Origin of the sequence: Sorangium sp. So ce176 (genome assembly GCF_051519835.1) — a bacterium.
Taxonomy (GTDB): Bacteria; Myxococcota_A; Polyangia; order Polyangiales; family Polyangiaceae; genus Sorangium; species Sorangium cellulosum_G.
This window is the reverse complement of the sequence record NZ_CP150371.1, coordinates 11,636,803-11,656,218: the sequence shown is the minus strand read 5'-3', so window position 1 is coordinate 11,656,218 and position 19,416 is coordinate 11,636,803. Positions and strand designations below refer to the sequence as shown.

General features: G+C 72.5%; 16 protein-coding genes. 9 read left to right on the top strand and 7 right to left on the bottom strand.

The genetic code is table 11. The features are described from left to right. Window positions 1–15: 15 nt before the first annotated feature. The gene (gene hisC / locus WMF42_RS44035; RefSeq protein WP_061606165.1) at window positions 16–1,098 is read left to right on the top strand and encodes a histidinol-phosphate transaminase; all 1,083 of its coding nucleotides are present in this window, start codon (window positions 16–18) and stop codon (window positions 1,096–1,098) included. A 15-nt stretch (window positions 1,099–1,113) separates the two neighbouring features. On the opposite strand, the gene WMF42_RS44030 is transcribed toward hisC, so the two are convergent. Continuing rightward, window positions 1,114–1,866: a hypothetical protein gene (locus tag WMF42_RS44030; RefSeq protein WP_437689239.1), complete on the bottom strand. Its 753-nt coding sequence runs from the start codon at window positions 1,864–1,866 to the stop codon at window positions 1,114–1,116. Between the two features lie 332 nt (window positions 1,867–2,198). Between WMF42_RS44030 and WMF42_RS44025 the strand changes: the two genes are divergently transcribed. Further along, window positions 2,199–3,371 (top strand): aminotransferase class V-fold PLP-dependent enzyme, encoded by a 1,173-nt coding sequence (locus tag WMF42_RS44025; RefSeq protein WP_437689237.1) that lies wholly within the window; start codon window positions 2,199–2,201, stop codon window positions 3,369–3,371. Between the two features lie 74 nt (window positions 3,372–3,445). Next, window positions 3,446–4,132: a hypothetical protein gene (locus WMF42_RS44020; protein WP_437689235.1), complete on the top strand. Its 687-nt coding sequence runs from the start codon at window positions 3,446–3,448 to the stop codon at window positions 4,130–4,132. Window positions 4,133–4,213: 81 nt separating this feature from the next. Here WMF42_RS44020 and WMF42_RS44015 read toward each other — a convergent pair whose 3' ends face one another. Together WMF42_RS44015 and WMF42_RS44010 are read right to left on the bottom strand one after the other, a co-directional pair. Then, on the bottom strand, window positions 4,214–5,458 hold the full coding sequence (locus WMF42_RS44015; RefSeq protein ID WP_437689233.1) for a phosphatase domain-containing protein: 1,245 nt from the start codon (window positions 5,456–5,458) through the stop codon (window positions 4,214–4,216). Between the two features lie 169 nt (window positions 5,459–5,627). Next, window positions 5,628–6,674: a hypothetical protein gene (locus tag WMF42_RS44010; RefSeq protein ID WP_437689231.1), complete on the bottom strand. Its 1,047-nt coding sequence runs from the start codon at window positions 6,672–6,674 to the stop codon at window positions 5,628–5,630. A 173-nt stretch (window positions 6,675–6,847) separates the two neighbouring features. Here WMF42_RS44010 and WMF42_RS44005 point away from each other — a divergent pair, with 173 nt between their 5' ends. Continuing rightward, window positions 6,848–7,543 (top strand): HAD family hydrolase, encoded by a 696-nt coding sequence (locus tag WMF42_RS44005; protein ID WP_437689230.1) that lies wholly within the window; start codon window positions 6,848–6,850, stop codon window positions 7,541–7,543. A gap of 21 nt (window positions 7,544–7,564) precedes the next feature. Here WMF42_RS44005 and WMF42_RS44000 read toward each other — a convergent pair whose 3' ends face one another. After that, the gene (locus WMF42_RS44000) at window positions 7,565–8,284 is read right to left on the bottom strand and encodes an RNA polymerase sigma factor (protein ID WP_437689228.1); all 720 of its coding nucleotides are present in this window, start codon (window positions 8,282–8,284) and stop codon (window positions 7,565–7,567) included. A gap of 207 nt (window positions 8,285–8,491) precedes the next feature. Between WMF42_RS44000 and hisZ the strand changes: the two genes are divergently transcribed. Both hisZ and WMF42_RS43990 read left to right on the top strand, forming a co-directional pair. After that, entirely contained in the window at window positions 8,492–9,853 is a 1,362-nt protein-coding gene (gene hisZ / locus WMF42_RS43995; RefSeq protein ID WP_233561010.1) for an ATP phosphoribosyltransferase regulatory subunit, read from the top strand. 112 nt (window positions 9,854–9,965) lie between these two features. Continuing rightward, window positions 9,966–11,249 carry an adenylosuccinate synthase gene (locus tag WMF42_RS43990; RefSeq protein ID WP_061605706.1) on the top strand — a complete coding sequence of 428 codons (1,284 nt, stop codon included), beginning with the start codon at window positions 9,966–9,968 and terminating at the stop codon, window positions 11,247–11,249. A 955-nt stretch (window positions 11,250–12,204) separates the two neighbouring features. Here WMF42_RS43990 and WMF42_RS43985 read toward each other — a convergent pair. The 3 genes from WMF42_RS43985 to WMF42_RS43975 all read right to left on the bottom strand — a co-directional run bounded on the left by WMF42_RS43985 (window position 12,205) and on the right by WMF42_RS43975 (window position 15,505). Further along, the gene (locus WMF42_RS43985) at window positions 12,205–13,581 is read right to left on the bottom strand and encodes an esterase/lipase family protein (protein WP_437689226.1); all 1,377 of its coding nucleotides are present in this window, start codon (window positions 13,579–13,581) and stop codon (window positions 12,205–12,207) included. Between the two features lie 76 nt (window positions 13,582–13,657). Continuing rightward, the gene (locus WMF42_RS43980; RefSeq protein ID WP_437689224.1) at window positions 13,658–14,413 is read right to left on the bottom strand and encodes an MBL fold metallo-hydrolase; all 756 of its coding nucleotides are present in this window, start codon (window positions 14,411–14,413) and stop codon (window positions 13,658–13,660) included. 570 nt (window positions 14,414–14,983) lie between these two features. Further along, window positions 14,984–15,505, bottom strand: a complete 522-nt coding sequence (locus WMF42_RS43975; protein ID WP_437689222.1) for a hypothetical protein — start codon at window positions 15,503–15,505, stop codon at window positions 14,984–14,986. 453 nt (window positions 15,506–15,958) lie between these two features. Between WMF42_RS43975 and WMF42_RS43970 the strand changes: the two genes are divergently transcribed. The 3 genes from WMF42_RS43970 (at window position 15,959) to WMF42_RS43960 (ending at window position 19,256) form a co-directional block, all read left to right on the top strand. Further along, window positions 15,959–16,957, top strand: a complete 999-nt coding sequence (locus tag WMF42_RS43970) for an SDR family oxidoreductase (RefSeq protein WP_437689220.1) — start codon at window positions 15,959–15,961, stop codon at window positions 16,955–16,957. Window positions 16,958–17,295: 338 nt separating this feature from the next. After that, the gene (locus WMF42_RS43965; protein ID WP_061605717.1) at window positions 17,296–18,036 is read left to right on the top strand and encodes a type 1 glutamine amidotransferase domain-containing protein; all 741 of its coding nucleotides are present in this window, start codon (window positions 17,296–17,298) and stop codon (window positions 18,034–18,036) included. Between the two features lie 416 nt (window positions 18,037–18,452). Further along, window positions 18,453–19,256: a class I SAM-dependent methyltransferase gene (locus WMF42_RS43960; RefSeq protein WP_061605718.1), complete on the top strand. Its 804-nt coding sequence runs from the start codon at window positions 18,453–18,455 to the stop codon at window positions 19,254–19,256. The last annotated feature ends 160 nt before the right edge of the window (window positions 19,257–19,416 follow it).

Sequence of the window (19,416 nt, the reverse complement as noted above, 5' to 3'; positions counted from 1 at the left end):
GTAGGCTGCGCCCCCATGTCTGCGATTGTTCTACCCACCATCGAGAGCCTCGTCCCGTACGAGGGGGGGAAGCCGCTCGAGGAGCTCGCGCGCGAGCTCGGCGTGACCGACGCCGTGAAGCTCGCGTCGAACGAGAACCCGCTCGGGCCGAGCCCGCGCGCCGTCGAGGCGGCGCGCCGGGCGCTCGAGAGCATGAACCTCTACCCGGACGGGGCGGCGTACCGGCTCCGCGAGCGGCTCGCGGCGGTCCACGGCGTCTCGATGGACGAGATCATCCAGGGCAACGGCTCGAACGAGCTGCTCGACCTGATGGTGCACACCTTCGCGACGCCCGGGTCGCACATGGTGTTCGCGGATCCGGCCTTCATCGTCTACAAGATCTCCGCGCTGGCGTACGGCGTTCCGTACACCGCCGTGCCGCTGCGCGACCTGCGGCACGACCTCGAGGCGATGGCCGCGGCGGTCACGCCGAAGACGCGCCTCCTGTTCGTCGCGAACCCGAACAACCCGACCGGCACGCACGTCGGCCGCGCCGCGGTCGAGCGCCTGCTCCGGGAGGTGCCGCCCGAGGTCATCGTCGTCATGGACGAGGCGTACATCGAGTACACGGACGCGGCGGACTACCCGGACTCCATGCGCCTCCGCGGGCTGCGGGAACGGCTCCTCGTGGTGCGCACCTTCTCCAAGATCTACGGCCTGGCGGGCCTGCGCGTCGGCTACGTCGTGGGCCCGGCCCAGCTCGTCGACTACATGAACCGGGTGCGCGCGCCGTTCAACGTGAGCGCGATCGGGCAGGCGGCCGCGCTCGCGGCGCTGGACGACGCCGAGCACGTCGAGAAGAGCCGCGCGCTGAACCGCAGCGAGCGCGAGCGGCTCACGCGCGAGCTCACCGCGCTCGGGCTGTCGGTGGCCCCGAGCCAGGCGAACTTCGTGCTCGTGGACGTGAAGCGGCCGGCGCGCGCCGTGTACGACGCGCTGCTGCGCAAGGGCGTCATCGTGCGGCCGTTCGGCAACCTGCCGACCAGCCTGCGCGTCACCGTCGGCACCGAGCGCGAGAACCAGCGCTTCCTCGAGAGCCTGTCGGCCGTGCTGGCGTGAGCGGCGGAGGGCCGGCTACGCGCGCCGCGCCGCCGGCCCCGCGGTGCGCGCCGCCGCGCGCATCATGCCGCCGAGGCTCAGCGGCACGAGCGCGATGAGCCCGTGCCCCTCCGCGGGCCCCGGGTGCGCCGAGACGAAGCACCGGACCGCGGGGTTCTCGTAGAGGTGCAGGAAATCGCAGCTCCCCGAGGGCGCGCTCTCCCGCCGCGCGACCTCGAAGGCGAGCAGGCCGCCTTGCGCGCCCGACCCGCGGTCAAACGAGGCGGCGAGCGCGGACATGTGCTCGTCCGCGCCCGCGGGGCTGCTCTCGGCCGGGCTCGTGTGGGTCACGTCGACGAAGCGCGAGAGCAGGGCGTAGCTCGACGGATGGGCGAGCGAGCAAAGGCAGTACACGGGTCGACCCGGGCGGGCGAGCATGTAGCGGATGAGGCGCTCCAGGGCGAGGCGGAGGACGACATCGTTGCTCGCCGGGTGCTCGCCGACCGCCCCGGACTCGCCGCGGACGATGGCGACCCTCCCGCCGGAGAGCTCCCGCTCGACGATCTGCATCGCGAAGTAGCCGACGATCCGGCCGCCTGCGCTCCGCTGGAGCACGAGGGCGCCGTGCTCCGCGTCGGCGTGGAGGACGTGGGCGGCGAAGCTCCTCTCCCGCTGCGATCCCTCGAAGATCAGGCGGCGCATGGCCTGGAGCTCGTCGTCGAGGAGGTGCCTCTCGTCCGGGGTCATCTCGCGTGGAACACGGACCTCGACCGAGGTCTGCTCATTCATGGGCTCCTCCATGCCTGCCGCTGCTGCCTGCATCTCGGCTGCGGGGCGGCCGTTCGCCGGGCGTCGCCGGCGCCGCAGCGTGGTCAGCAATGGAGGTGCCAGCGGTGTGCGACATGCGGCGCCCGCCGCGCCGGCGGCCGCCAGCGCCCCCGGCTCGCCGCCGCGCGCCGGCGCGGGCCGCAGGGGGGCGGGGTGAGGCCCGCGGGCATCAGACAGGCAGGCCTCAGCAAAGCGTTCCCCGACCGAGCTGCGCAGCGGGCTGCTCTTGACGTAGAGTCTGCCGGCGCCGCTGCTGTCCGGCGGCGGATCGGTCTCGCGAGGAAGAGGGGCTCATGACGATGGATATCGCCGCGCTGCGCCGCGACACCCCGGCCTGCGCCGGTGTCGTGCACTTCAACAACGCGGGGGCCGCGTTGCCCCCGGCCGTGGTGGTCGACACGGTTGTCGATCACCTGCGCCGCGAGGCGGCCATCGGCGGCTACGAGGCCGAGGCGGAGGCGGGCGAGCGGCTCGAGGCGGTCTACGGCTCGATCGCGCGGCTCATCGGCGCGGCGCCGGACGAGATCGCCCAGGTCGAGAGCGCCACGCGCGCCTGGGACATGGCGTTCTACTCCCTCCGCTTCGGCCCGGGCGATCGCATCCTGACCGCGCGCGCCGAGTACGCGTCGAACTACATCGCGTTCTTGCAGATGGCGCGGCGCACCGGCGCCGAGATCGTCCCCATTCCCAGCGATGAGAGCGGCGCCGTCTCGCTGCCCGAGCTCGACCGCCTGCTCGACGAGCGGGTCAAGCTGATCGCGGTCACCCATATCCCCACGAGCGGCGGGCTGATCAACCCAGCGGAGGAGATCGGCCGCCGCGCCAGGTCGGCGGGCGTGCCGTTCCTGCTCGACGCGTGTCAGTCGGTGGGGCAGCTGCCGATCGACGTCGAGGCGATCGGCTGCGACATGCTGTCGGCGACGGGGCGCAAGTACCTGCGCGGGCCGCGCGGCACGGGCTTTCTCTATGTCCGGCGCGCGTTGCTCGAGCGGCTCGAGCCGCCGTTCCTCGATCTGCACGCTGCCTGCTGGACCGCGCCGGACCGCTACGAGCTGCGGCCCGACGCCCGGCGCTTCGAGAGCTGGGAGAGCCATGTCGCCGGCCGGCTCGGCCTCGGCGCGGCCGTCGACTACGCGCTTCGCCTCGGCCTGCCGGCGATCCGCGACCGGGTCTGCGCGCTGGCCGAGCGCCTCCGCGCGCGGCTGGCCGAGCTCCCCGGCGTCGCCGTGCGCGACCTCGGCAAGCGGCGCTGCGGCATCGTGACCTTCACGAGGGAGGGCGAGGACGCCACGGCCGTCAAGGCGCGGCTCGGCGCGCAGGCGATCCACGTCAGCGTGTCGACAGCGTCCGGGACCCTGCTCGACTTCGAGGCGCGCGGGATTCCCGATCTCGTGCGCGCGTCGGTGCACTACTACAACGACGAACCCGAGATCGACCGCTTCGTCGCGGCGCTCGCGGCGGCCTGAAGAGCGAGGCTCGGCGCGGCGTCTGCTTCTTGCTCGCCGTTCTGGGCGACTGTGGCTCGAGCTAGAATCGAGCGATGCAAAGATTCTTGAACGTGCTTGGTAGAACGCTGTTCCTCGGCGCGATGGGCCTGCTCGCCGCGTGTGGTTCTGTCGACGGGGACAACGGGGGTGGCGGCTCGGGCGGCGCTGGGGGTGGCGACGGCCCGCGCGGCCCTGGCTCGGGCGGCGCTGGCGGCTCGACCGATGGTGGCGGCGCCGGCGGCTCGGACGACACGGGCAGCCCGGACGCCTTGCAGGCGTGCCTGGATTACTGCGACGAGGTGAGCCAATGCGACGATCCCGGCGCAAGCTGCGCCGACGACTTCTGCGAAGACCAGCTCCAGCGCGCTGGCGCCGAGTGTGAGGACGAGTTTGGCGCGGCCTTCGCGTGCTTCCTGCCCCTCGCAACGGTCCAGTGTGGTTTCGAGCCGCCTGACGCGTGCAGGGACGAGATCGACGCGCTGGAGGCGTGCACCGCGCTCCACGGGTGCGGCGGGCAGCTCTGCCAGGGCGGAGGCGGCGCGGAAGGCGAGACGTGCGGGTGCGTGTCGACGTGCCAGGGCAAGCGGTACGAGACGCAATGCGACACGCTTGCCGGCGGAGACACGACCTGCGTGTGCCTCGTGGACGACGTCGAGGTCGGGACGTGTGAAGGAGAGAGCGCCACCGCGTGCGGCGTGAAAGAGAGCTGTTGTCAGACGGAGTATTTCAACATCCCCTGATCACGCCTCTGCAGGCGGCGAGCTCATCGGTCTGCCCTTCCCGCCTTCAGGCGTCATCCTCCCGAGGCCCCCGGGAGCTGCTCACAGGGTTGTCTCGAACCGCAAGGGAGCCGGCAGGAGCTCCGTCAACCGCGCGACGTCGCGCACCAAGTCGAGCCGGCGCGGCTCGCGGTCCTCGTGCGACAGGAACGGGACCGCGTCGAACGCCGCGAGCGCCGCCTCGGCCACGCGCGCCGCGCCCTCGGGGCCGAGGAGGCCGAGCTCGAGCGCCTCGCGCGCCGCGCCGATGTACGTGTCGAACAGGCGCACCCCGCCGACCGCGAGCTCCAGCCGCGCTGCCTCGGGCGTCGCGACAACGTCGTGGATGAGGACCGCTTTGACGGCCTCCGGCGCGAGCTCGAGCATCCGCTGGCCAACGTGGATGTCGCCCTGCCCGCTGTCGCCGACGAAGACGAAGCCGTACTCGGGGTACAGCCGCCGGTACTCGAGGAAATTCTCGAGCTTCTTCTCCGCGATGGCGCGGTTGCCGAGGAGGCGCAGGAACGAGCCCGCGAGGACGGTCGCGGTGAGCTGGCCGCGCTCGGCGAGCGCCTTGAGGGTCGCGCCCTCGACGAGGCCGAGGCGGTCGCCGGGGCGGGCGGTGACGAAGGTCAGGTCCCCGGGCCGGCCGGGCTCGAGGTCCGGCCCGCGGTCGAGCTCCGCGTAGAGCTGCAGGACGCCGGGATAGACTGTCTTCTTCGGGTACCGGGCGTCCGTCCAGTTCGCATAGAAGGTATCGTCGATGTCGGAGAGGATCTTCACCTCACGCGTCGAGACCGCGGTCGCTTCACGCGCTATGTGCGCGAGGAGCTCCTCGCGCAGCGCGTCGTCGTCGATGTCGTGATAGAAGAGCTGGTGAAGGTCGTGGTAGCCGCCCAGGCCGTCGAGCGCGTTCTTGAGCCGCGTGACGTCGGCGCCGCGCGTGCCGAGCCAGATGCGGCGCAACGCCTGCTCATCGAGGCGCCCCGTGCGGCCGCGCTGAAGCGCCGAGGCGAGCGCCGCGCGCGCCGGGATGCCGAGGTCGCCGAGGCGATCCGCGGTCAGCAGATCGAGCAGCGCCGTGCGGTTGTCGGGGCCGATGAGGCGATCGTCGATATCGCCGAGCAGCGCGCGGAGATCGATCTGGAGGAGGAGCTGTTCGAGCCCGACGGCGCTCGCTCCCGCGAGGATCTCGAGGATCCGCCGCTCGTCTCGCCTGTCGGTGTGGGAGGCCATGCGCTGCCGGATCTCGTCGAGCTCTGGCAGCACCGAGGGGATGGACGCGTCGGGGGCTGTGTCGAGCGCCATGGCGTCCCCGCAACATAACGGATCTGCCGGCGCCCTGTCCGGCTGTCCTCCGCGGAGCGGGCGGCGAGGAATGCGCAGCGGGCGGCGAGGAATGCGAAGCGGGCGGCGAGGAATGCGAAGCGGGCGGCGAGGAATGCGCAGCGGGCGGCGAGGAATGCGCCGCCGGAGCTCACCTGGAGCTCCACGCCCTGCCGCCGAGCACCTCCACCAGGGCGGCGAGGACGCCGTCGAGCCGGGGCGCCGCGCCGCGGAGCGCGCGCAGGAAGCTCACAAGGTCGGGCGCCAGCGAGTGCACTGGAGACGAATAGTCGCCGGCGGTCATGTAGATCTCCGCGGTTCCCACGCGAACGGCGAGATACAGAGCCACGGAGTGCTCGCGCTCGACGCCGCGGTCGGACTCCGTATACACGATGTGCCCCGGCAGCTGGCCGAGCGTGAGGAGCTGCATCTCTCCCATCCTGCTCGACGAGCTCGACTTGCGGACGACGCTCCCCCGCTCGAGCGGCGACAGGACGACGACCGCCGCCGGCGGGAGCGCCGCGGGCCACGGCACCCGGGAGGGCGCAGCGCCCGAATCGAGGAGGGCCAGCCCGTCGATGGAGGCATAGAGCGCCTCGATCTGCGGGTGGAGCGCCCCGTGGCGCGCCTCGACCTCGGCCACCTCGCGCCGGCGATCCGCAGAGGGGGCCTTCACCGCAACGGACCAGCCGGCGCGCGGCGCGGAGGAGGCGAAGCTGCCCCGCACGAGCGCGCTGCGGAGCGTGTCGTCGAGCCGATCGTGCCTGTCGTCCAGGCGCGCCGCGCCGGGCGCGGCGCCGCGCGGGTCGAGGCAAGCGTCGACGAGCTGCGCGAGCGCCTCGTCGACGGCCGGGTCGGCGCGGAGGGGGTCGCGGTCGAGGAACGGCGCGTAGCGGAGGTCGGCGGCGATGCGGGCGACCTCCTGGCGACCGCGCGCGCCGTGGCGCCGCTCGAAGTACGCGCGCCAGGCCTGCGCCGCCTCCGCGAGCGCCGGGAGCGCCGCGCGCACGAGCGCGTCGACGTGCTCGCCGGAGAGGACCATCCCGAACACCATCCCGCCGCCTCGCTCCACCGCGATCAGGCCCGTCAGCACCGAGATGAAGCGCGCCTGCGCCTCCGTGAACGAGAGCGCGTCGTCGGGCTGGTGGCGCGCGAGCGTCTGGTGGAACCACGCGAGCAGGCGTTCCGCACCGTCCATCGTGCCTGGCATTCTACTCCTGGCATGAAGCCGGCCTAGCCTGCACGAGCCCTGTACGAGCTCTGCCGTGGCGGGGTGCTCGAGCCGCCTCCTCACAGTTCACGCCCCCACGTGCGATCTGGGTGCTCGTCGCACCTTCCGTCAGCGAGGGCGCCGGCGTACGCTCCCGGGCGATGGTCTCTCCTACCGCAATTGTGTTCGACCTCGACGGCACGCTGATCGACAGCCGAGGCGACATCGTGGCGGCGGTGAACCACGCGCTGGAGGTCACGGGGCGCGCACCGCTGCCCGGCCAGGTGATCGTCCGGTACGTGGGCGACGGCGCGCGCGCGCTTGTCGCGCGCGCGGCCAGGCTCCCAGAGTCGTCCGAGGACGTCGACGTGCTCCTCCGGCACTTCCTCGCGTACTATGAGCGGCACCCGCTCGACTTCACCCGCTGGATGCCGGACGCGCAGGAGATGATCGAGAGGCTCTCGGACCTCGGCGATCTCTCGCTCTGCGTCTGCACGAACAAGCCGCGCTCGACGACCGACGCGGTGCTCGCCGCGCTCGGGGTCCGCGGTCTCTTCCACGCCGTGATGGCCGGCGGCGACATCGCCGAGAAGAAGCCGTCGCCGGCGCCGCTGCTCCACCTCGCCGAGCGCCTCGGGGTCCCGCCGCGCAGGATGGTGATGGTCGGCGACGGCCCCCAGGACGTCGAGTGCGCGCGCCGCGCCGGCGTGCGGTCGATCGCCGTCCTCGGCGGCTTCGGCTCGCACCAGGAGCTCGTCGACGCGCGGCCCGACGTGCTCCTCCACACCCTGGGCGAGCTCTGGGACGTCCTCCGCCGCTGGCGCGACGCGACCGTCAGGATCTCCGCCGTCCGCTAGCCTCGTCCTCCCGCCCCGCCCTCAGGCCGCGACGCCCTCCGCGATCTCCCGCCCGAACGCGGTGGCGTTGAGGATCGCCCGGAGGCGCACGCGCGCGCGGTGGAGCCGCGAGCGCACCGCGCTCTCGCTCACGGCGAGCTTCTGCGCGATCTCCTGCAGGCCGAGGTCCTCGTGGTAGTGCGCCAGCACCACGTCGCGGTAGTCGTCCGGCAGCTCACACAGCGCCTCGCGGACGTACGCCTCGCGCTCCGCCGCCGACGCGGCGTCGTCCTCGCCGATCGTGCTGCGCATCGTCGGCAAGAGGCCGAGCTCCTCGAAATCGAGCCCCTCGACGATGCGCGCGCGCTGCCTGCGCTGCGACCGCATCAGCATGAGCGCCTCGTTCGCCGTCACCCGGAACAGCCACGTCGTGAAGCTCGAGTCGCCCCGGAACGAGCGGATCGTCCGCACCACCTGCAGCAGCGTCGACTGCACGAGGTCGAGCCGATCCTCGTCGGACACCGGGTAGCGCGCGAGCTGCCGCTCGACGTGCGGGCGGATGAGCCGCGTGAGCTCGTCGAGCGACTCCCTGTCGCCCTCCTTCGCCCTGCCGATCACCTCGGCCAGCGGGCCCGCGCTCGCGGCGCGGGGCGACGGGCGCGACCCGACCGCGCCGGGCGGGGTGAGACCGCACGGCGCCAGAGGAGTCTCGGGCCTCGTGCTGGCGCTCGGAACATCGGTCGGAACGGCGGTCAGAGCCATGAGCCATCTCTCCGTCGAGGGCGCCGCGTGCGCTTCCGGCCCACGGGCCCGGTGGTGCGCTCCGATCAGCAAACGCCTTGCCACGGCAAGCTCAACGGACGTGCGCGCCGCGTGCGCACCGCGTGCTCAGCCGGTATAAGCGGGGCCATCATGTCCAGCGACGCTCCGCGATGGGAAGCCCCCCGAGGGGGAGACCGCCATGTTCCGATGCCCGAGCTGGAGCGCACAGCGCCCCCCGCGGCGCCGTCGCGCGCGCTGGCGCACCCGCTGCCCGCCGGCATGCGCGACCTGCTCCCCGAGGAGGCGCGGCGCCGCCGCGCGCTCGCCAAGCGCGTGCTCGACCACTTCGTCCTGTACGGCTACCAGCCTGTCGCGCTGCCTGCCTTCGAGTTCGCCGAGGTGCTCGAGCGCGGGCTCGGCACCTTCGACGCCACCGACGTGCTGCGCTTCATCGAGCCCGAGTCGGGCGAGGTGGCCGCGCTCCGCCCCGACATGACCCCACAGATCGCGCGGCTCGTGGCCACGCGGCTCGCCGACGCGCCGCGCCCGATCCGCCTCTGCTACGAGGGCACCGTCCTCCGCCGCCGCCAGGGCCGGGCGCGCCGCCACCGGCAGATCCCGCAGGCCGGCGTCGAGCTGTACGGCGTCGGCACGCTCGGCGGCGACCTCGAGATCCTCCGCCTCGCCGCCTCCGCGGTGCGCGAGGCCGGCCTCGACAGGTTCGTGGTGGACCTCGGCCACGCGATGATCGCGCGCGCGCTGCTCGACGCGGTCCCGGCCGGGCTCGCGGCCGAGCTCTCGGAGGTGCTGGAGCTGAAGGACGCGTCGCGCCTCGCCGCCGTGCTCGCGAGCCCGCGCGCCGCCGACGTCCCGCGCCGCATCGTCGCGGCCATCGCCGCGCTCCCGGACCTCGCGGGCGGCGGCGAGGCCGACCCGGACGGGTCCCTTGTCTTCGACCGGGCCGCGGGCCTGCTCTCCGGCACGCCCGCCGAGGCGCCGCTCGCCGAGCTCCGCGCGCTCTGGGACGCGGCCAGGGCGAGCCCCGAGCTCGGCCCGGCGCTCCGGATCGACCTCGGCGAGCTCCGCGGCCTCGCCTACTATACGGGTGCAATTTTCCACGTGTTCGCCGAGGGCCCCGGGGAGGCGATCGCGGCGGGCGGGCGCTACGACATGCTGCTCTCGCGCTTCGGCTTGCCGATGCCGGCCGTCGGCTTCGCCCTGTACCTCGACGCGGTGGCCTGGGCGCGCGACGCGGCGGGCGCCGCGGACGAGCCGGCGCCGCGGGTGCTCGTGGCGGTGGGGTCGGAGCGGGCCGAGCCGCTCGCGGCGGCGCTGCGGGGGCTCGGCGTCCCGGCGGTGGCGCACCCGCCGGACCAGGATCCCGAGGGGTACGCGCTGTCCTGGCGCTTCTCCCACCTGGTGCGCGAGCGGGACGGGGCCATCGTCCTGGAGGCGCCGCCCGGCTGCGAGGTGCCCGGGGCGGCCGCCGTCCCGGCGACCCTCGACGACGCCGCGATCGCCCAGGCGATCGTGCTGAAGACGAGGGCGACCCCTCCGGGCGAAAAGTAGACGCTCGCTCGGCGCGCGAGCCTGGGGTAAAGGCGAACCTGAACCCGGACGGAGCCGCTCGGAATGACGAGCGGGCAGAGGACGGGCCACGTGATTCGGGAGGAGCTTCGGAATGACCGCGATCGTGATCGTCGGCGCGCAGTGGGGCGACGAGGGCAAGGGAAAAGTCGTCGACCTGTACACGGAGAGCGCCGACCTCGTGGTGCGCTACGCCGGCGGACCCAACGCTGGACACACGCTGGTGGTGGGCGGTGAGAAGCTCATCGTACGGCTCATCCCGAGCGGCATCCTCCGCTCGAACGCCCGCTGCGTGATGGCGCAGGGGATGGTGGTCGACCCGGGGGTGCTCGTCTCCGAGATCGACGCTGTCGAGGCGCGGGGCTGCTCGACGGAGGGGCGGCTGTTCGTCTCGGATCGCGCGCACCTGATCCTCCCGTTCCACCCGCTCGTCGACTCGCTCCGCGAGGCGAGCGCGGCGGACGGAGTGCGGCTCGGGACGACCAAGCGCGGCATCGGCCCCTGCTACGAGGACAAGGCGTCGCGGCGCGGGGCGCGGCTCGGCGACCTGCGCGACATGAAGCGGCTCGGGCAGCTCGTCTCGCGCGCGATCGAGGCGTGGACGCCGACCTTGCGCGCGCTCGGCGGCGAGCCGCCGTCGCTCGACGCGATCCTCGAGGAGCTCGCGCCGCTGGCGAAGCGGATCACGCCGCTGCTCGCCGACACGTCGCAGCTCATCGACGGGGCGCTCCGCCGGGGTGAGCGCGTGCTCCTGGAGGGCGCGCAGGGGACGCTGCTCGACATCGACCACGGCACGTTCCCGTTCGTCACGTCGTCGTCGGCGATCGCGGGCGGCGCGTGCGTGGGGGCCGGCGTCGGCCCGACGCGCATCCGCCGGGTGCTCGGCCTCGCGAAGGCGTACTGCACGCGCGTGGGCGAGGGCCCGTTCCCGACGGAGCTCGGCGGCCCGCTCGGCGAGCGGCTGCGGTCGGTCGGCGGGGAGTACGGCTCGGTGACCGGCCGGCCGCGGCGGACCGGCTGGCTCGACCTGCCGGCGCTGCGCTACGCGGCGCGGGTGAACGGCCTCGACGGCATCGCGCTCACGAAGCTCGACGTGCTGACGGGCATGCCGGAGCTCAAGGTGTGCGTCGCCTACGAGACGCCCTCGGGGCTCACGCGGGAGTTCCCGATCGACGATCTCGGGACGGCAACGCCGGTGCTCGAGCAGGTGACCGCGTGGAGCGAGCCGATCGACAGCGCCCGCTCGATGACCGAGCTGCCGGCCGCGGCGCGGCAGTACGTGGAGCTGGTCGAGAAGGAGACCGGCGTGCCGGTCGACGTGGTGTCGGTCGGCGCGGATCGCGAGGCGACCATCGTCCGGCGCAACGCGTTCGCCTGAGGGCGGGCTCCCCCGCGGCGACCTCGCGGGCCGGACGTCGCTGCCGGCCCGCAGCGCCGCCGCGCGCCCGCCGGGGGAACGCCGGCGCGGCTACGCTCCGGGCGGGGGGACGCTGGGGGCGCGCCCCCCTCTCCGAGCTCGCTGGTGACCCCTTCGGCCTCGCTGTCCGCCATGCGGCAGCCCCCGACGTTGTGCACCGTCACCGGGAGCCGCGCATAGCGCCAGAACGGGCTCGGCCCGTAGGTGCCGCCGAGCTGGCCGACGACGTCGTGAATGAAGCGCTCCTCGAGGCTGTAGGGCTGGAGGTTATTGCACACGCTCCATTTCACGCACAGCGTCCGATCCGAGCGCAGCTCGATCTGTCCGTTCGCCATGTCGCGCCCCATGGCGAGGAACACGGCCGACGGGGCCATGCGCGCGGGCACCGTGGGCGTCACGGGCCTGCCGGAGGCACCGTCCGACGCGATCGGCAACGACCTCACCGCCTCGCGCCGGTAGGTGTCCTGGATGTCGGGCGCCAGCAGGGGCTCGGCCGGCGCCGCTGTCGGCGCGGCTTCCGCCGTTTCGTTCGTGACGCGCGCGGGCGCCGCGGTGGCCGCGCCGTGGTTCCACCCGTTCGTGAACGGTGAGCCGCCACGCCTCCCGGATCGCCATGCGGAAGCGATCCAGCGTCGCTATCGACTCGGCGTGGAGGGGATTGATGTACTCCTCGAGGTTCAGGTCGAGGTCGAGGCTCGGGTCGAATCGCCGCCAGCTATCCGCGATCTGCTAGCCGCTGAGCCCCTGGCAGAGCATCGCGAGGTTGAGGGTGCCGCCGCTGGCGCCGTCGACGCGATCGAAGGAGAGCCCGCCTCGTCGAGCCACACCTCGAGGACGCCTGCCTGGAAAGCGGCCTTCATCCCGCCGCCGGCGAGGATCAGCGACCATTTTGTCGGGCGCTCGCCCCGCAGGGCGCTCATTGGACGGCCCCTTCCGCGCCGAGGATCGGCGAGGGCGCGTCCGCCTCGGCGCGGGGCGCAGGCGCGCTGTCCGCGGCCGCGGCGTGATCGGCCTCGGCGTCGGGGATCCGCGCGGCGAACGCGGGCAGGGCGACCCGGGAGAGCGTCGCCCGGCGGTCCCGGCTCGACTCGGAGGCGAACGCGAAGCTGCGCACCGACCGCCACACCTGCAGGAAGCGGTCGCGGTTGAAGCCCGAGCTGGACAGGAAGATGTCGTACCGCTTGTGGGCAGGGCTCACGACGTCCTCGTCCGGCGCGCCGGGCCCGCCGTGATGTCCGAGGATGTCCGCGTGATCCGCGTCGACGAAGACGCTCTCGTCCGGCGTGGGCCACACCATGGATACGCAGTTGACGATCCCGTCGTTGTGCGCGCGGTCGAGCGCCACGCTCCCCGCAGCGTCGAGCCTGCGGACCGAGCAGTCGGGTCCGAGCTCCTGTCCAGGCTCGAACGCGGTCCACCGGTGGAAGAGCTTGAACAGGTCGTGATCCGGCGCGCCCGGGAGCGGCTCGGCCCTGGTCACGATCGAGCGCAGGCGCACGTGCGCGTACGTCGTCCTGAAGAGATCCTCCGCGTGAGCGGCGTCCGCTGCATAGCGGGCCGGATCCAGGTCCGCGACGGCGCCGAAATCGTCCGATGCGTCGTTCAGCCATTTCAGCGTGTCGAAGTAGACGCCCCTCGCCCGCGCGCGGGCGAGGCCGTCCTGCTCATCACAGGCGCTGAACAGGGTCATCGTGTCGAGGATCGCGTGGACCCAGCCGGCCGACCACCCGAGCCGCTTGAGCGAGCTGGCCAGGAGGCGCGCGCCCGGCTGACGCAGGGTGCGGCTGGCCTCGTAGAGCACCGTCACGAGCGCCTGGAGCTTGCCGGACCAGCCGCCGACGACGTGGGCCAGGTTCGAGCCGCGGTGGGGCGTGGAGAGGAACTGGACGGAGCAGATGCTCTTGATGATCGCCTCCGCGGGGAACTTCTCGATCGGCTCGCTCCTGACCGCGTGCTCGTGGAGGTACTTCATCATCCACCGGATATCCATCCCACCGGTGGAATGCCCGATGAAGTGGATGGCATCGCCGCGGTCCAGGCGGAGGAGCCCCCGCTTGTACCGCTGCAGGAGCCAGTCCAGGAGGAGCTTCGCGCGCGTCTCGATGCGCGCCGTGGGCAGGTTCGGGAAGTAGTGCAGCGTGAGCGGGGCCTCGTACATGGCGCCCTTCCATCCGCGCAGCACCTCGGTCACGCCGTGGTAGTAGTGCAATGAGCCCAGGGCATCGAAGCCCGCGAACCCCGGCACGAGGATGAAATGAGTCCTCGGCTCGTCCGTGCGAGTCATCACGTTCATTGTAGCGTCTCCTCCGCTCTTCGATCGCGCCACACGCGCTCCGGCGTGTGGGCGTGGACCGTTGTGGATGTAGCCATCATCGATGAGGAATGCGGTCGTTCATCGCAGGGCCCCCATGATGACGTGATGACCAGAAATTGCCGTCCTCGGCGTGCATCGAGGCGGGGACGGTGCGGTACGCGACGATCGCGGCGCGAGGATAGAGATCGTTCCCCCGCGTGTGGTCGTAATGGTAATGGGTGTTGACCACCGTCTTCACCGGCGCGGAGACGTGCTTGCGGATCCAGCGCCGCAGCATGTGCGAGCCGGGGAAGAACTTGGTGTCGACGAGGAGCGACTCCCCGCGCCCCTCGACGACCAGCGAATTGCCGCCGCCGCCGAGCACGACGTGGACGCCTGGGCCGAGCTCGACGACCGACTGGCGCACGTGAGAGCTGTAGAACGAGAGGGCCGCCGCCACGGGCGACGCCGCCTCGCGGAGCGATGGATGCGAGCTCGGAAGGAGCTCCGGGGGGTGCCGCGCGTGGAAACCCGGCAGGGCCGTGACTTCCCACATGACCCTCCTGCCCGGCTCGACCTCGACGATGTCCGCGACGGCCGGCATCACGTAGGGGTGAAAGGGGTGGATCGGCCGGAAGCACCAGGTCAGCCGCTGACCGGGGGCGAGGCGCTCGTTGTGCACCCAGAGGAAGCAGGGGCTCCAGCGCGGCCAGTCGCGCGGGCGTGTGAAGAAGCCCCAGAGAACGTCGACGGGGATGTCGACCTCGATCGTGCCGGCCACGGGGAGCATGTCGTGCGACGGCTGAAGGGGCGCGGTGTCGTGAGTGCTCATGCGATGATCTCCTGCGCTCAGCGCTCAGCGCGCACACATCGGGCTGTACACGCGGAGTGTACCTCGCCCCTGACGCGTCACCCTCGATCGAAGCAGCGAGTGGAGAGGATGGTGCTGCGAGGCACCACCCTGAGCTTCCTGCCGACAGGCCAGGACAGGACAGCTCGCCCGATGGCGAACCGTGCCGCCATCGCCGCCGTCATCCCAGGCATATACCGCGCCATCCGGGATCGGCGCGCGATCCGAGGTGGATAGACCGCCGGAGCGCCCTGGATGCAGCGGTCGCTGTCATAGCGCTCGCGTCCGGGGTTCGCTGCCCGTTGCGCAAACACGCAGGAGCTTGCGTAACGCCCGGTCCTGCGAGGGGAGATGAGCCGAGGAGAACGTGAACGCATGTACCCGTGGGTGTTTGTCCGGGTGGACCTGGCGCGCTCACGCCGGAGCGGAGCCGCTCCACGGGTGGAGAAGCTCCGCTCGACGAAGCCAGGGCGGCGTCCGAGCGAGCGCCGTGAACACCGCCCGCGCCCAAACGGCGGGGGAGTCTTGCCTTTCAGTCCCTGCCGCGACGGCTCACCGACCGGAGCCGCCGCCGTGCGTACCGGTCCCGGTGCCCTGCGTACCGGTCCCGCCGCCCTGCGTGCCGGTCCCGCCGCCCTGCGTGCCGGTCCCGCCGGTCGGCGGCGTCAGGGAACCACCACCGGGCGTGCCCGAGCCACCCGTCGTGCCGGTGCCCGGCGTGCCGCCTGGCGTGCCGCCCGTCGTGCCGCCGCCCATCGTGCCGCTGCCCGGCGTGCCGCCTGGCGTGCCGCCGCCCATCGTGCCGCCTGGCGTGCCGCCCCTCGTGCCGCTTCCCCACTCGTGCGTGCCGCCCTGCGTGCCTGTCCCGCCCTGAGCGCCTCCTTCAGGCGACCCCATACCGTCGCCTGGCATCGTGCCTGTGCCGGGACTTCCGCTCTCCGGAGCTCCCGTTCCTTCGGTGCCGCCGGTCGTCTCTCCGCCTGTCTGCCCGGACCCGGGCGAGGTCGTCTGTTCGCCGCTCCTGCCTCCCCCGCAAGCCATGAGCGGCAGCGCGGCCACGACTACCAGAAACATGCTTCGCATCTTGTGTCTCCCAGGTCGTCTGCGTTCGCGGCTCGTGCCGAGCCGCCGGCGATGCGGACGCGTCCACGCGCATGAGGCCGCCCAGGGCCCGCGTAGCGTCCCACGCTCGACATGCTGGAGCCGGACCCAGACCTCGGGATCGAGACGAGGCCGGAACGGCACGTCGGGCCACGCCCGATCGAGCACCGCTGCGCTCTCGCACGCAAACAGGCCTGCTGAGCCATCGCCCACAGGCGCGCTCGACGGCGAGCAGCCGGCCGGACACGCTGCGAGCGCGTCGCTCGATCACGCGTCGATCCATCGCGCGCCCCTCGCGGCGGCCGGCTCCAGCTTCGACCCGGCTTGCCCGCCGCTTGCATGAGGTCACGACCACCTGTGACCGCGGAGCACGCTGCGCGCCGCGCGCGGCCGCCTGCGTCCGGGGGGCAGGAGAGGGGGTGAGGCATGCGCGAAAACATCCGGAACAAGGTCGTCGTCATCACGGGCGCTTCGAGCGGCATCGGCCGCGCAACCGCGCTGGAGTTCGCCAGGCGCGGAGCCGCGGTGACGCTGACGGCCAGGCGCGAGCAGCCGCTGCGCGAGCTCGCCGCCGAGTGCGAGCAGGCCGGGGGCAAGGCCCTCGTCGTGCTCGCCGACGTGACGAACGAGGCCGCCGTCCTGGAGGTCGCGCGGCGCACCAGCGAGGCGTTCGGCCAGATCGATGTGTGGGTCAACAACGCGGCGGTGACGCTCTTCGGGCTGTTCGAGCAGACGCCGTCCGAGCCCTACCGGCGCGTCATCGAGACCAACCTGTTCGGCTACGTCCACGGCGCCCGCGCCGCGCTGGCCCAGTTCCGACGGCAGGGCCATGGCGTGCTCATCAACGTCGCCTCGATGGTCGCCAGGCTCTCGGAGCCCTACGTCAGCGCCTACGTCGCCTCGAAGCACGCGATCCGCGGGCTCTCCCAGAGCCTGAGGCAGGAGCTCGCGGTGCTCGGGGCCCGCCAACTCCACATTTGCACCGTGATGCCGGCGACGATCGACACGCCGTTCTTCCAGCACGCCGGCAACTACACGGGGCGGACGCCGCGGGCCATGCCCCCGGTGTACCCACCGGAACGCGTGGCGCGCGCCATCGTTCGTCTGGCACGGACACCACGGCGGGAGGTGTTCGTGGGCAACGCGGCCCGGCAGCTCGCCTTGCTGTCCTTCCTGGCCCCGGGCCTCGCGGAGCGCCTGCTCGCGCGGAGCGTCGACAGGCTGCACCTGCAGCACGACCGGACAGCGTACGCGACGAACGGCAACCTGTTCACGCCGCTGCCGGAAGGGACCACCGCGAGCGGCGGGTGGAAGCCGCGCGGGAAGAAGCGGCTCCTGCGCGCCGCGATCGTCGGATTGGCTGCCCTCGCGCCGGCCGTGCTGGGGCTGCTGTGGCTCCGCCCGAGGCTCCTTGCGTTGCGGTGACGGCGCGCTCTCCGTTTTCATGATCCTCGCTGCGTCCTCGGGCCATGGTCCGCCTGTCGCAAGAAGACACACTGGCCGCGCCGAGCGCGGGCCGCGCCTGCGGATGGGCTCGCGGACTCCACGAAATCTGCTCTGGCCTCGGTTGCGGCGCGGGGCGCCGGCTCTAGGGTGGGTCGGAGGAGACATGTCCGAAGGAGACGCCGGGTTGTACGAACAGGCCCCTTCCGGCGCGCCTGTCGCCGGGGGTTTCACACGGCACGTCGCCCGCGCGCAGGGCCGGCGGACGAGGGCGCCGCGGCGGCCGCAACGACACCCATCGAACAACCGTTGAGGGCAGCATGAGGGAACGAAAGAAGCTCGCAGGGAAGCGAATCGCAGCGCTCGTGGCGGACGGGTTCGAGCAGATCGAGCTGACGGTGCCGATGAAGGCGCTCCGCGCCGCCGGCGCGGAGGTGGACGTCATCTCGCTGCGCCACGGCAAGATCCGCGGGATGAACCTCCACGAGCCCGGCGCGAGGGTGCGCGTGGACCGGATCGTCGGCGAGGCGGACCCGGCCGACTACGACGGCCTGCTCTTGCCGGGAGGGTTCATCAGCCCGGATCTGCTCCGGCAGAGCGAGGAGGCGCGCCAGTTCGTTCGCGCCTTCGACGCGCTCCGCAAGCCGATCGCGACCCTCTGCCACGGTCCCTGGGTGCTCGCGTCGGCGGAGCTCGTGAGCGGGCGGCAGCTCGCGTCGTGGCCCGGGATCCGCGACGACGTCGTGCACGCCGGCGGCGTCTGGCGGGACGAGGAGGTGGTGCGGGACGGCAACTGGCTGTCGAGCCGCGGGCCGCAGGATCTGCCGGCGTTCGTGCGCGAGATGCTCGATCTGTTCACCGAGACCGCGCCCCTCCACGCGGCCGCGGCGTCGTCGCTCGCCGTCCAGTCGGCGCCAGCGCGCACGTCGCCCCCGCTGGCGGCGCTCAGCGCGACGGCGTTCCTGCCAGCGCCCTCCACGGGGCGGCGGCTCCTCCGCGGGGTGGCCACGCTGGCGGTGGGCGGGCTCGCGGTGATGGCGTTGCGAAGGGCGATCGCGTAAGGGCGGGCTCCGGACGGGCGGCGCGCTCACCTCCAGGATCGCGCCCGGCGAGCGCAGGCGCGCGACCCACGGCTCGATGAACGGATCGATGAGCGCGGCGCCGTGGTCGTGACCGGCAATGTCGCCGAGCGCGCCCCGCGCCTGCCGCGTCGAGGACACTCGGGTTCGGCCACCCCCTCACGACGTTGATGACATTGAAGGGATGTGGCCGCCAACCCCCCCGATGCCGCGCCCGCGTCCCCTCGCAGATCCACGTCCGGACATATCCGAGAGAGAGCGCGGCTGTTCAACTTGGACCGAACGGCTCGGGGTTGTGTGTCACTCAACAAATCGACGCGTTCAAGGGGAGCCCGAGCGGGCCCGACAGGCAGAAGTTCACTTTTCGCCCATGAAATTCGACTATTATCTCCATCTCTATGGCCGAGAGTAGCTACGTGTTTGCTGGTTCGGAGCGCGCGCGAGAGCTCGAGCGCCTGCGGCGGATCGAGGGCTTCTTCGACCCCGGGAGCTGGCGCCTGCTCAAGGCGGCGGGGATGGGTCCGGGCTGGAGCTGCCTCGAAGTAGGCGCAGGCGCCGGGTCGATCGCCTCCTGGATGGCCGAGCGCGTCGGCCACGAGGGCGAGGTGGTCGCGGTCGACCGCGATGTAGGATTCCTGGACGCCTCGCGGCTGCCCGGCGTCCGGATCATCGAGGGCGACATCCGCCAGCTCGACCTCCACGCAGCCCGGTTCGACCTGGTCCACGCCCGCTACGTGCTCATCCACAACCCGGATTTCCAGGTGATCCTCGACGCCATGCTGGCGGCGCTGAAGCCCGGCGGGCGTCTGGTCCTCGAGGAGCCCGACTTCACCGCCGCCAGGGGCGCCTCCGGGGCGGATATCGACGCCTTCAACCGGGTCAATCAGTCGATCCTCGCGATGTACGAGGCCGGCGGTCAGGACCCGGGCCTGGGCCTGCGCCTGCCCGCGATCCTGATGTCGCGCGGGCTCGCCATCGAGGCGGTCGAGAACGAGGTGCCGCTGTGCCCGGGGGGCCACCCGCTTTCCGGGATCATGAGCCTGTCGGCCGCTCAGCTCCAGGACAGGTACCTCGCGACGGGGCAGATCAGCGAAGAAGATCTCGCCGGCTACGCCCGGTTCGCGTCCGATCCAGCGGCGTGGGGCATCTACTACGGCACCGTCGGCGTCGTGGCCCGCAAGCCGGCCAGAGCCGCGGACTGACGCGCCGCCCGCGCCCGGGCCGCCGGGCGCCCTATACCCGGCTTGGACCCGTCCTCCAGCAAAGCGACCCTATCCATCCTGCGGCCTCCGTCGCGCCCGCACACGGCAGCGCGCCGCCCCTCCGGACGCGGCGCCCCCTGGGCCAGGCCAGCCCTGCCCT